At 40.7% G+C, this 12377-nt stretch carries 12 protein-coding genes; 10 read left to right on the top strand and 2 right to left on the bottom strand.

The genetic code is table 11. The features are described 5' to 3' along the window. Positions 1 to 22: 22 nt before the first annotated feature. Positions 23 to 1828: a DUF4153 domain-containing protein gene (locus EL242_RS00950; RefSeq protein WP_126301158.1), complete on the bottom strand. Its 1806-nt coding sequence runs from the start codon at positions 1826 to 1828 to the stop codon at positions 23 to 25. Between the two features lie 148 nt (positions 1829 to 1976). Continuing rightward, positions 1977 to 2930, bottom strand: a complete 954-nt coding sequence (gene corA / locus EL242_RS00945) for a magnesium/cobalt transporter CorA (RefSeq protein WP_126301157.1) — start codon at positions 2928 to 2930, stop codon at positions 1977 to 1979. A gap of 296 nt (positions 2931 to 3226) precedes the next feature. Between corA and ubiE the strand changes: the two genes are divergently transcribed. The 10 genes from ubiE (at position 3227) to trmB (ending at position 12367) form a co-directional block, all read left to right on the top strand. After that, positions 3227 to 4015, top strand: coding sequence for a bifunctional demethylmenaquinone methyltransferase/2-methoxy-6-polyprenyl-1,4-benzoquinol methylase UbiE (gene ubiE / locus EL242_RS00940; protein WP_126301156.1), 789 nt, complete (start codon positions 3227 to 3229; stop codon positions 4013 to 4015). A gap of 151 nt (positions 4016 to 4166) precedes the next feature. Further along, positions 4167 to 4814, top strand: coding sequence for an SCP2 domain-containing protein (locus tag EL242_RS00935; protein WP_126301155.1), 648 nt, complete (start codon positions 4167 to 4169; stop codon positions 4812 to 4814). A gap of 130 nt (positions 4815 to 4944) precedes the next feature. Beyond that, on the top strand, positions 4945 to 5955 hold the full coding sequence (locus EL242_RS00930; protein ID WP_126301154.1) for a PDDEXK nuclease domain-containing protein: 1011 nt from the start codon (positions 4945 to 4947) through the stop codon (positions 5953 to 5955). Positions 5956 to 6025: 70 nt separating this feature from the next. Next, positions 6026 to 7663: a ubiquinone biosynthesis regulatory protein kinase UbiB gene (ubiB, locus tag EL242_RS00925; protein WP_126301153.1), complete on the top strand. Its 1638-nt coding sequence runs from the start codon at positions 6026 to 6028 to the stop codon at positions 7661 to 7663. 110 nt (positions 7664 to 7773) lie between these two features. Further along, a complete protein-coding gene (gene tatA / locus EL242_RS00920) occupies positions 7774 to 8022 on the top strand; it encodes a Sec-independent protein translocase subunit TatA (protein ID WP_126301152.1) in 249 nt (82 codons plus the stop codon). A gap of 3 nt (positions 8023 to 8025) precedes the next feature. Next, entirely contained in the window at positions 8026 to 8670 is a 645-nt protein-coding gene (tatB, locus tag EL242_RS00915) for a Sec-independent protein translocase protein TatB (protein WP_006249492.1), read from the top strand. After that, entirely contained in the window at positions 8657 to 9412 is a 756-nt protein-coding gene (gene tatC / locus EL242_RS00910; protein ID WP_006249491.1) for a twin-arginine translocase subunit TatC, read from the top strand. The genes tatB and tatC overlap by 14 nt, the downstream gene beginning before the upstream one ends. 80 nt (positions 9413 to 9492) lie before the next feature. Continuing rightward, on the top strand, positions 9493 to 10512 hold the full coding sequence (gene hemB, locus EL242_RS00905) for a porphobilinogen synthase (protein WP_126301151.1): 1020 nt from the start codon (positions 9493 to 9495) through the stop codon (positions 10510 to 10512). 145 nt (positions 10513 to 10657) lie between these two features. Then, the gene (locus EL242_RS00900; protein WP_126301150.1) at positions 10658 to 11608 is read left to right on the top strand and encodes a beta-ketoacyl-ACP synthase III; all 951 of its coding nucleotides are present in this window, start codon (positions 10658 to 10660) and stop codon (positions 11606 to 11608) included. 9 nt (positions 11609 to 11617) lie between these two features. Next, positions 11618 to 12367 carry a tRNA (guanosine(46)-N7)-methyltransferase TrmB gene (gene trmB, locus EL242_RS00895; protein ID WP_126301149.1) on the top strand — a complete coding sequence of 250 codons (750 nt, stop codon included), beginning with the start codon at positions 11618 to 11620 and terminating at the stop codon, positions 12365 to 12367. Positions 12368 to 12377: the final 10 nt, after the last annotated feature.

Below are 12377 nucleotides of genomic sequence, written 5' to 3'. Positions count from 1 at the left end.
TTAATTGAACGAGCATCTCCTTTTATTTCAGCATAATATATTGTGTACTAATACTTTCTACTATATAGCCGATATTGTCTTCAAATCTTAACTCAATATGCTTAAGCCCAAGTACTGAATTTCCTAAATCCATTTTGAGTAAATCGCCTTTAATCTTTTCTAAAACCTCATTTTTGTGTTGCTGGGTAATAGATAAATGATGTTTAGCAAAGATTTTTTTCAAAATATCGTTAATGTTAAATTCAATAGTAGTCCCAAGTCCTTTAAAGTAGATAACAAATTCAGTAGGATCTTGTGTTATTGAAGAGCAGTCTTGAGCCGTTTCTGAGTATTGATACTCAATATTTAATATATTTCCCTCAAAATAGTAACCTTGAGAAAGGAGTTTTTGGCATAGCTTATTTTCTATTTTTTGATGGGAAAATGAATTAGGCCGATATAATTGGCTACTAAATGTAATATATTCACGAGCATTTGCCATATCTGCTTTAGTTAAGCGAACCAGCTCAGAATTAGTAGCTTCAAAATAACGTGGGTCAGTATTTCTTTCTCTTATTTCATTCATTAAATCGTAGCTTGAATTTACGCCATATTTCTCTTTAAATTGTGCAGCAGGCATTCCTCTGGCAACATAGTGGAGCATTGAATAAAAATATTCGGCTTCATCTCGGTTTTCATTTAATGATTCTTGGTATTTAAGTACAGCTTTTGTGCTGATTTTGTTATTTACATCTAATAATTTGTGTTTTAGCAAATAGTTGTCCAACCGCTTGGTTTGATCTTTAAGCGCAACTATTTTCGGATCTAAAATAAACACTGAAATTAAAATAATTGCTATCGACACTGCAGAAAAGAGACGATATTGCGCCAACTGTTTAAATAGTAATAAGGTATAGCAAATAGATAAGGTTATTGTGCCAATCACTAAATAAATACGGGCTTCAGTTAAGCCATAATGGCTGAAACGAATATAGATGGCATACCAAATTAATGTTAACGGCAAAAGTGCTAAATAGGTAAAGTGAGAATAAAACCACTGCCATTTTGCATTTTTTAGTAATAATTGCACCGCTTGTATAGCGAGGCCGAAAGCTAAATAGGGAAGTGCTACGTTTGCAACAACCCCATCTGGCATTTGCCCCTTAGCCGCAATAAAAATTACATAAGCATAAATAATTGCAGTATAGATAATTAATGCCGGAGACAAAATCCAGTTTAGTAACATTTCACTAATGCGGTTTAGATATCTAGAATCATTGGCAGTCTGTTGTTCAAGAGTTAAAAATAAAACAGGGAATGCCCAAAAACTAGAAAAAATGCCAAATTTTTCAAAAATATGAAAGTTGTTTTGTTTATTTAAATCAAATAAAGCAATAATGGCTATGGTAATAGCGCTTAATGTTGCAAAAATAATGCCAGATAAAACGGTAGCAAAGGTAATGTTGGCTAATTTATTAGTGGTTTCGGCTACAAAATAATGGTTGTTTTTGTGCCAATATTGACTAAGCAAACAAAGAAATGCACAAACTATGGTAGCCCAATAACGAGAATCTTCCAATAATGTTAAATTAATTTGATCAAAGAAAAAGACGATTGCTATCGGAATCGGAGCGAATAGCCAATAAGCTTTGGTATCGCGTATCAGGTAAAGCAAAATAAAGCAAATAGGAAAAAGAGCAATTAGATTTTGAAAGCGTTTGATTAATTCGTAGTCGCTCACATTATTGATAAGTAAAATCGTGACGTAAGTAACGAATAAAATTTCCAGTGGATGCTTAATGATGGTGCTTTTTATCATTAAGGTAAAGCGTTGTAGCTTACTTAGCATAATAGATCTCCTATGAAAGGAATATCTCACAGTATATATGTGAATAAATAATAGGTAAACAGTTTTAATCTTTATTTGTTTTTAGAGGTGAATATATTCATTAAAATAAGAAAGCCTAAGTTATTCAACTATAGGCTTTAAAAATAAATTATAACCAACCTTTACGTTTAAAATAAAGATAAGGAGCGGAGGCGGCAACAATCATTAAACCAATCGCCATTGGGTAGCCATATTGAAAATGGAGTTCCGGCATAAATTCAAAGTTCATTCCGTAAGTAGAGGCAACTAAGGTTGCCGGTAGGAACATCACCGACACTACCGAGAAGAATTTCATAATGCGGTTCTGCTCAATATTGATATAACCCATTGCCGCTTGCATTAAGAAATTCACTTTTTGGAACAAGGATTCATTGTGGGGTTGCAGAGATTCAATATCTCGCATAATGTCACGGGCTTGCTCTAGCTGATTATTCGGCAAACGGGTTTTACGCAGTAAGAAACTTAACGCCCGTTGCGTGTCCATCAAACATAAACGCACTTTTGAACTTGCATCTTCAAATTCGGTTAAGCGAGAAAGGGCATCGTTGAAATTCTCATTTTCTTGCTGGCCGTTGAGAATAACCCGACTTAATTTTTCTAAGTCGGCATAAACTTCTTCGATTACGTCTGCGAGCTGCTCGATCTTGGTTTCAAATAAGTCGAGCAACAACTCATACGCATTACTGTCAATCAGTTTCTCACGGCGGGAACGCATTCGATATAAGCGAAATGCGGGCAAATCCCGATCACGCAAGGTAAACAAACGCCCGTCACGGATAGTGAAGGCAACGGTAGCGATATCGGCATAATCGTCATCATCTAAACAGTAAAAGAAAGAATGCAGGTGCAAACCGTCTTCATCTTCAAAAAAACGGGCAGATGCCTCAATGTCTTCCAATTCACGTTCTTCAGCGAGCGTTTGGTCTAAGCGGTTTTCTAATACGGTTCGTTCAGCTTCTGACGGGTCGATTAGGTCAATCCAAATCGCATCATTGAGTAAAGTTGGGTTGGTTTCATCAACGCTGATTAAACGTGCGTTATCTAGTCCAAAAGCACGGATCATTTTTAGCTCCAAATAGTTAGGAGGCTTGGAACAAAAAGGAACAAAGATACTAGGCGAGCATTACCGACCTTGTCGGTAACATTGAGGTTAGACAAGATAGGTTAAACGGGTAAGTATCGACTATGACTGTCCAAAATGTGTAATCCTCAAGAAAAAATAGTGTGCGAATGTTACAGAATTTGGCTTTTCTAGTCAAGAAAGCGGTTATTTACTTAAGAAAATTTGCAAAAAATTAAAGAAAAACGACCGCTTTTTTGCTATGGTTACACCTAAATTTTGAGAAAGAGAAATTGACTATGACTAACCCTCAACCATTAGAACCGACAGAGAACCTCAACCCACAGGCAGAAACCACCCATTTCGGGTTTAAAACCGTAGCGAAAGAAGAAAAACAACAACTGGTGGCAAATGTGTTTCACTCGGTGGCAGGCAAATATGACCTAATGAACGATTTGCTTTCTTTCGGCATTCATCGAGTGTGGAAACGCTTTACTATTGATTGCAGTGGTGTGCGTAAAGGGCAAAAAGTGTTGGATCTTGCCGGCGGCACGGGGGATTTTACCGCAAAATTCTCTCGCATTGTTGGTGAAAGTGGTGAGGTGATTTTAGCTGATATTAACAGCTCAATGTTGGAAGTCGGGCGGGAAAAATTACGCAATTTAGGCGTGGTCGGTAATGTGAGCTACGTTCAAGCGAATGCCGAATGCTTGCCTTTTGCCGATAACACTTTTGATTGCATTGTGATTAGTTTTGGCTTACGCAATGTCACCGATAAAGACAAAGCGTTGCGTTCAATGTTCCGTGTGTTAAAACCGGGCGGTCGCTTACTTGTGTTAGAGTTCTCAAAACCGATTATCGACCCAATCAGCCAGCTTTATAATTTCTACTCCTTTAACATTTTGCCGAAAGTGGGCGAAGTGGTAGTGAATGATGCCGAAAGTTACCGCTATTTAGCTGAATCTATCCGAATGCACCCGAAACAAGACGAGCTAAAAGCAATGATGGAGCAAGCCGGTTTTGAAAGCGTGAACTACTACAACTTAAGTGCCGGTATTGTGGCACTACATCGAGGTTATAAATTTTAGTTTTCTCTTAAATGACTCTCTCCCCTCGTGGGAGAGAGACAGCTTATGAGCGTTTAGCGAAATAAGCAGAGAGAGGGGCAAGCGGTCATATTTATTCAATATTTTGCAAATATTCATCTCTCCCACAAAGGGAGAGGGTAAGTAGGTACTAATGTTAAATAATTTAAAACAACAATTAATGCTGCCACAATTTACCTTTGGGTTGATTGAAACCGCTTTTAATGCGTTACTCAAACGTTCGCCTCATATTGAGCCGAATTTGAAGAAATTGTCCGGAAAGGTACTAAAAATTGCCCTAACTTCGCCTAAAATCGACTTTTTTGTGTTGTTTCGCGAAAACCGAACCGATTGGCTTAGCAATTACGAAGGGGAGGCAGATTGTGCGGTGCAACTAGCATTTGAAATTTTGCCGAAACTGGCGGATAAACAGAAATTAACTGAGCTGATTAATGATAAATCATTGGTGTTAACGGGCGATATTCAAGTGTTGCAACATTTCACCGCATTACTTGAACAGCTCGAAAAAGACCCTGCCGAGCTGCTCTCACCTTTTGTCGGTGATGTGGTGGCTCAAACTAGCACCGATCTCGCCAAAAAAGTGCTAGGCAAAATAAAAGCCCAATTTGAGCAAAATAATCAACATTTGGTTGAGAATTTAATCCAAGAAAGACCGGTGTTGGTGCATCGCCTGCAAGCAGTGAATTTCTACGACCAAGTTGAAGAGTTAGCCCAACAAGCGGTTAAATTAGAGCAAAAATTTACTCACTACGTTCGATCTTCGAGCCATCAGCAAAGCTGATGTTCAAACGCAAGCGTTTGTGCAAAATTAAATTTAACAAAATAAAATTGTGATATGGCTCGAAAAGTTGAGTGAAAGAAATTGCCTCCGGATAGATTAAGCATAAACTTAATCCAAAACGGAGGCTTTTATGTTAATAGAAACAACAATGATCCAAGATATTAAGCAAATTATTGCTCAAGCCCGTGAAAACGCTGTTCGGGCAGTAGATTTCCAACGTGTGCTGATGTATTGGCACATCGGAAAACGGATTTTTGAGCAGGAGCAACAAGGGCAAGAGCGTGCTGATTATGGTGCGTATCTGATTAAAACCCTTGCCAAAGAGTTAGAACCTGAATTTGGAAGTGGGTTTGGAAGGCGGCAATTAGAGCTATTTCGCCAATTTTATCGTGCATTTCCAATTGCGAACGCACTGCGATCGCAATTAAATTGGACACAATATCGTCAGCTTATTCAAATCTCCGATTCTGACAAACGGGAATTTTATTTGGCTGAAAGTTGTAAGAATAATTGGAGTTCACGCCAGCTGGAACGGCAAATTAATAGCAGTCTATACGAGCGATTATTGCTCAGTAATGATAAGGAAAGTGTGCTTGCTGTTGCCAGAAATGAGCTGCAGCCGATTGATCCGAAACAGATCATTAAAGACCCGATGGTGTTGGAATTTCTCGGACTAAAACGGGAAAGTGCCTATTACGAAAAGGATTTAGAGCAAGCCATTATTACCCATTTGCAAGACTTTTTATTAGAGCTGGGTAACGGTTTCTCGTTTGTTGCACGCCAAAAGCGTTTGCACCTGGACGGTGATGATTTTTTTGTCGATTTGATTTGTTACAACCGTTTACTTCAATGTTTTGTGATTTTTGAAATCAAAACTCACAAGCTCACCCATCAAGATTTGGGGCAACTACAAATGTACGTCAATTATTTTGACCGAGTTGAAAAACTGCGGCACGAAAATGCCACTATTGGTGTTTTGCTTTGTGCCGATAAAAATGATGCGGTGGTAAAATTTTCGCTACCTGAAAATCAGAATAAAATTTTTGCCAGCCAATACCAACTTTACCTCCCCTCTGAACAAACGCTGATTGCGGAAGTGCAGAAAGAAATTGAGAATTTTGAGCAGAAATACCCACAGTAGCCTAACAAGCGGTTAAATTTTTACAGAATTTTGCTAAAATCCTCCTAATTACTCTTAAATCTATATTTCAATGAACATCAAAAATCTTAACCGCTTTTACCATATTATCCGCACTTTTCTTCGCTATGGCATTGATGAAGCCGTTCCGAATCTGCCGATTACCCGCAAAATAAAATTAGGGCGTAAGGCTCTGTTTTGGGTGAAGAATCAACATTCAGATAAACCCTATGGCGTGCGTTTGCGTTTGGCGTTGCAAGAGTTAGGGCCGGTTTGGATCAAGCTCGGGCAAATGTTAGCCACCAGACGCGATCTGTTTGCCCCCGAGCTTGCCGACCAACTAGCATTATTACAAGATAATGTTGAACCGTTTGACGGCAAAATTGCTCGTCAAATTATCGAGCAGGCTTTGGGCGGCAAGCTTGAAACTTGGTTTGAAAACTTTGATGAAACGGCTCTAGCTTCTGCCTCGATTGCTCAGGTTCACACGGCAAAATTTAACCAAAATCAACCGCTTGCAGGCAAAGATGTGGTTTTAAAAGTGATTCGCCCGGGCATTGAGTCGGTGATTAAGGCGGATTTAGAATTGATGTATGAAATTGCTCACTTTATCCCTAAATTATCGAATGACGGCAAACGGCTACGGGCGGTTGAAGTGGTGCGAGAGTATGAAAAAACCATTTTAGATGAGCTGGATTTACGCAAAGAAATGCACAATGCCATTCGGCTTCGGGCGAATTTTGAAAACAGTGAAATGCTGTATGTGCCTGAAATGTATCAAGATTTTTGCCATAAAAATTTGATTGTGATGGAGCGGATTTACGGCATTCCGGTGTCTAACATTGCAGAGTTGGAAGCGAACGGTACTGATATGAAATTGCTGGCAGAGCGAGGTGTGCAGGTGTTTTTTACCCAAGTATTCCGTGACAGCTTTTTCCACGCCGATATGCACGCCGGTAATATTTTTGTAAACAGAGAACACCCGGAAAATCCGCAATATATCGGCATTGATTGCGGGATTGTCGGCACACTGAACCACAATGATAAACGCTATTTAGCCGAAAGTTTTGTCGCATTTTTCAACCGAGATTACCGCCGTGTTGCCTTAATGCACGTGGAATCGGGCTGGACGCCGCCGGATACCGATATTGATAAATTTGAGCAAGCCTTTCGTGAGGTATGTGAGCCGATTTTTGCTAAGCCGTTATCGGAAATTTCATTCGGACACGTTTTGCTCAACCTGTTTAATGTGGCAAGAGAATTTAATATGGAAGTGCAGCCGCAGTTGGTGTTGTTGCAAAAAACACTTCTTTATATTGAAGGTTTGGGCAGGCAGGTTTATCCACAGTTGGATTTATGGCAAACCGCAAAACCGTTTTTACAAAACTGGCTGAATGAGCAGGTAGGTGTGAAAGCGATGGTTCGAGACATTAAGCAACGTTTACCGCAATATCGGGAGCATTTTGCGGAGTTTCCGGAGGCATTGTTTAAAGCCTTACAAGAGCAAAAGCAAATTAATTTCCGTTTAGCGGAAATTAACGAAAGTTTAAAAGCACAGAATTCAAACGCAAATAGCCGTTTTCTTATGCTGTCAATTTCGGCGGTTGTGATCTGTGGCACATTTTGGAAATTTGAATCTTTGCCGATATGGCTAAGTGTGCCATTATTAACCGTGTTTCCGCTCATTTTGATTTTGAGCCAACGCAAATAAGCGGTCGTTTTTAATAAATTTTTTGCAAAATCGCTTTTTTATATGTCAAAGTAACATATAATAACCAACGTTTTACGTTATCTATTCCCTATTAAATGAAAGGAGTTTTTATGGGTGGTATTAGTATCTGGCAACTTCTGATTGTGGTTGCAATTATTGTATTACTTTTCGGCACGAAAAAATTACGCACTTTAGGCTCAGATTTAGGTGAGTCGGTAAAAGGCTTCAAAAAAGCAATGGCAGATGAGAAAAAAGACGCTGGATTTGCCAATGCAGAAAAAGTGGACGTGGTTGAAGTAAAAGAGCGTGTTACAACCGAGCAACAAACCACAGTAGTAAAAGATAAAGAGCAGGTTTAACCCGTGTTTGATATAGGTTTTTCTGAATTAGTACTGATTATGATTGTGGGCTTGGTAGTGCTAGGCCCTAAACGTATGCCGATTGCGATTCGTACCGTAATGGGCTGGGTCAGTACTATTCGAGGTTTAGCCGCAAACGTACAAAATGAACTGGCTCAAGAGCTGAAACTGCAAGAGTTAAAAGAGAGCATTAAAAAGGCGGAAGAGCTAAATTTAAGCTCCCTTTCGCCAGAATTAAATAAAACGGTGGAAGATCTGAAAATGTCAGCCACCCAGTTGCAAGATTCGCTTAATTCTGCAAAAAATGAGTTGGAAAAAACGGCTGCGGAAAGTAGCACAATTCCTAAATTAACCGATGAGCAAGTCGCAGAAATTCAGCAAAAAATCGAGCAAGAAAGCCAGGTGCTAGAGGCGCAAGAATTGCAAAAAAATGCGCAAAATAAACCGCTTGAAGTGGATAGTTTATCTGAGCAACTTAATGTTACGCGGACAGAAAAGCCACTTTCGGCTGATGAGCTGGCTGAACAAGCAGAAATGGACGAATCGCTTTTAACGTTGGAATCTTACTATCCGCCAGATGATGATTTAGCTACGCCTCAATCATCAGAATCAGCGCAGAAATCGGAGGCAAATAATGTCGCAAGTTGATGAGTCTCAACCTCTGATTACACATTTAATTGAGCTGAGAAACCGATTACTGCGTAGTTTTATCTGTGTGCTCTTGGTGTTTTGCGGATTGGTTTACTGGGCCAATGATATTTACACCTTATTGGCAACACCTTTAACGGACAATTTACCAGACGGTGCAACAATGATTGCAACCAATGTAGCCACTCCGTTTTTTACGCCAATTAAATTAACTATTGTGGTGTCGGTATTTTTATCGGTTCCCTTTATTTTGTACCAAATCTGGGCGTTTGTAGCTCCTGCGTTATATAAACAGGAAAAACGCTTAGTTTATCCGTTACTGGTGTCTAGCACATTGCTGTTTTATTGTGGCGTGGCGTTTGCCTATTACGTTGTGTTCCCCTTGGTATTTGGCTTTTTAACTTCAACCGCACCGGAAGGCGTTACAATGGCAACGGATATTAGCAGTTACCTTGATTTCGTCTTAACCATTTTTATGGCATTTGGGATCTGCTTTGAAGTGCCGGTTGCGATTATCTTGTTATGTTGGGCAGGCGTAACCACACCTGAAGATTTAAAGGCAAAACGCCCTTATATTATTGTGGCAGCATTTGTAATTGGTATGTTGCTCACTCCACCAGATATTTTCTCGCAAACATTATTGGCAATTCCAATGTGTTTATTGTTTGAAGTTGGTGTGCTATTTGCTCGGTTTTATCGCCCCAAAGATGATGATGAGCCATCAGAGCAGGTTGCACAGTAATATTTTGAAAAGGCATAGCACCTGTTTGCTATGCCTTTCTTATTTCAAGAATAGGTATTTTAAGAATTAGGAAATTAAAAATGCAAGTAATTCAATCCCAATATCCTTTACGCCGTATGCGTCGTTTACGCAAGCACGATTTCAGCCGTCGCTTAGTGGCAGAAAACCAACTTACCGCCAATGATTTGATTTACCCTGTTTTTGTCATCGAGGGTGAAAATCAGCGAGTACAAGTGCCTTCTATGCCGGGTGTAGAGCGTTTAACTATCGATCAGCTTTTAATTGAAGCCGCAGAACTGGTTAAATATGGTGTGCCGGCAGTGGCACTTTTTCCTGTAGTCGGCGATGCGAAAAAATCATTAATGGCGGAAGAGGCTTATAATCCGCAAGGATTGGCACAGCGTGCAGTGCGAGCCTTAAAAGCTCAATTTCCCGAATTAGGTGTGATTACCGATGTGGCGTTAGATCCGTTTACCACGCACGGGCAAGACGGCATTATTGATGAAACCGGCTATGTACTGAATGATGTGACTACCGAGGTGTTGGTAAAACAGGCATTATCCCACGCAGAAGCGGGGGCGGATATTGTTGCACCGAGCGATATGATGGACGGTCGAATCGGTAAAATTCGTGAATCTCTGGAGCAAAATGGCTTTATCAACACGCAAATTATGGCGTATTCGGCTAAATATGCGTCTAATTATTACGGACCGTTCCGTGATGCGGTCGGCTCTGCCGGTAATTTAAAAGGTGGCAATAAATATACTTACCAAGTCGATCCGGCTAACGGCAACGAAGGCTTGCACGAAGTGGCGATGGATATTCAAGAAGGGGCAGATATGGTGATGGTGAAACCGGGTATGCCTTATTTGGATATGGTGTGGCGTGTGAAAGAGAATTTTGGCGTGCCAACCTTCGCCTACCAAGTTTCGGGCGAATACGCGATGCATATGGCGGCAATCCAAAACGGCTGGCTGAAAGAGCGTGAGTGCATTATGGAGGGATTACTCTGCTTTAAACGGGCAGGAGCAGACGGTATTCTAACCTATTTCGCCAAGCGAGTAGCGAAGTGGCTATACGAAGAGGCTCAAGCGAAATAAATACTAGCAAGCGGTGGTTCTAGTGCAAAATCGTTCGTGAATGCAACTTTTTTGCTAAAAATGACCGCTTGTAAAGCCTATATATTTGTTGGTTTTCAAGCTATAATAACGGATTATCATTTAATTGATTGAGAAAAATAAAAATATGAACAGTAGAATTTTAGCAACGGGAAGCTATTTGCCAACAAAGGTGCGTACCAATGCTGATTTAGAAAAAATGGTCGATACCTCTGATGAATGGATCGTAACCCGTTCCGGCATTCGTGAACGCCGTATTGCCGAGGCTGATGAAACAGTGGCAACTATGGGGGCAAAAGCCGCTCAAAAAGCACTGGAAATGGCAGGGATTGCAGCAAATGACATTGATTTAATTGTGGTAGGAACAACCACCAATTCCCATGCTTACCCAAGTGCAGCTTGCCAAATTCAGGGCTTACTTCAGATTGAAGATGCGATTGCTTTTGACGTGGCAGCGGCTTGCACCGGCTTTGTGTATGCCTTAACTGTCGCCGATCAATTCGTGCGTAACGGGCAAGTGAAAAAGGCATTGGTTATTGGTTCAGACATCAATTCCAGAATGTTAGACGAAACCGACCGCAGCACAGTCGTGTTATTTGGTGACGGTGCGGGGGCTGTGATTTTAGAGGCGAGTGAAGAGCCGGGGATTATTTCGACCCATTTACACGCTTCGCCGGATTTAGAAAATAACTTAACCTTAAGAAGCCAAAAGCGTGGCGAAGAGCGTTCCGGCTTTATTGAAATGCAAGGCAATGCGACCTTCAAAATTGCGGTCAACCAGCTTTCAAGCGTGGTAGAAGAAACTTTAGAAGCGAATAATCTACAAAAATCCGATTTAGATTGGCTGATTCCGCACCAAGCGAATTTACGCATTATTACCGCAACGGCAAAAAAATTAGAGATGGAAATGGATCAAGTGGTGGTTACGCTTGATAAATATGCCAATACCAGTGCGGCAACAGTGCCGGTGGCACTTGATGAAGCCGTGCGTGACGGGCGTATTCAACGTGGTCAATTATTGCTCCTTGAGGCATTTGGCGGTGGCTGGACTTGGGGTTCGGTATTAGTGAAGTTTTAAGGCAAGAAAATGTCAGAAAAACAGACTTTTGCAGATAAAAAACGTAAAACCGTTGAGCAAGCCGAATTTACCGAAGATGGACGTTATTTACGAAAAGTGCGGAGTTTTGTATTACGTACCGGTCGTTTGAGCGATTATCAACGTGATATGATGAATAACAACTGGGCAAATTTAGGCTTAGACTACCAGCCAACCCCGTTTAATTTTGAGCAGATTTTCGGCAACAACAACCCTGTGGTATTAGAAATCGGCTTCGGAATGGGAAAATCGCTGGTGGAAATGGCGGAACAAAACCCGAATCGCAACTATATCGGCATTGAGGTGCACACACCGGGGGTGGGAGCTTGTATCGCTTATGCGTTAGAAAAAGGCGTGAAGAATTTAAGAGTGATTTGCCACGATGCCACTGAAATTTTGCGAGACAGCATTGCTGATGGTACATTAGGTGGCTTACAGCTCTACTTCCCAGACCCTTGGCAAAAAGCAAAACACCATAAACGCCGTATTGTGCAGCCTGAATTTATCAGCCGTGTGATCAGCAAATTAAGCCCTAATGGCTTTATTCATTTTGCTACCGACTGGGAAAATTACGCAGAACATATGCTTGAAGTATTACGCCAATTTGAAAGCGAGTTGCAAAATACGTCAGCAACCAATGATTTTATTCCACGTCCGGATTTCCGCCCGCTAACCAAATTTGAAGAGCGAGGGCATCGTTTAGGACACGGAGTGTGGGATTTATATTTTACAAAGAAATGATTTATTCATA

It is taken from the genome of Mannheimia haemolytica, from assembly GCA_900638155.1.
Classification (GTDB): domain Bacteria; phylum Pseudomonadota; class Gammaproteobacteria; order Enterobacterales; family Pasteurellaceae; genus Mannheimia; species Mannheimia glucosida.
The sequence above is the reverse complement of the archived record's forward strand: the minus strand, read 5'-3'. Positions and strand labels throughout refer to the sequence as shown.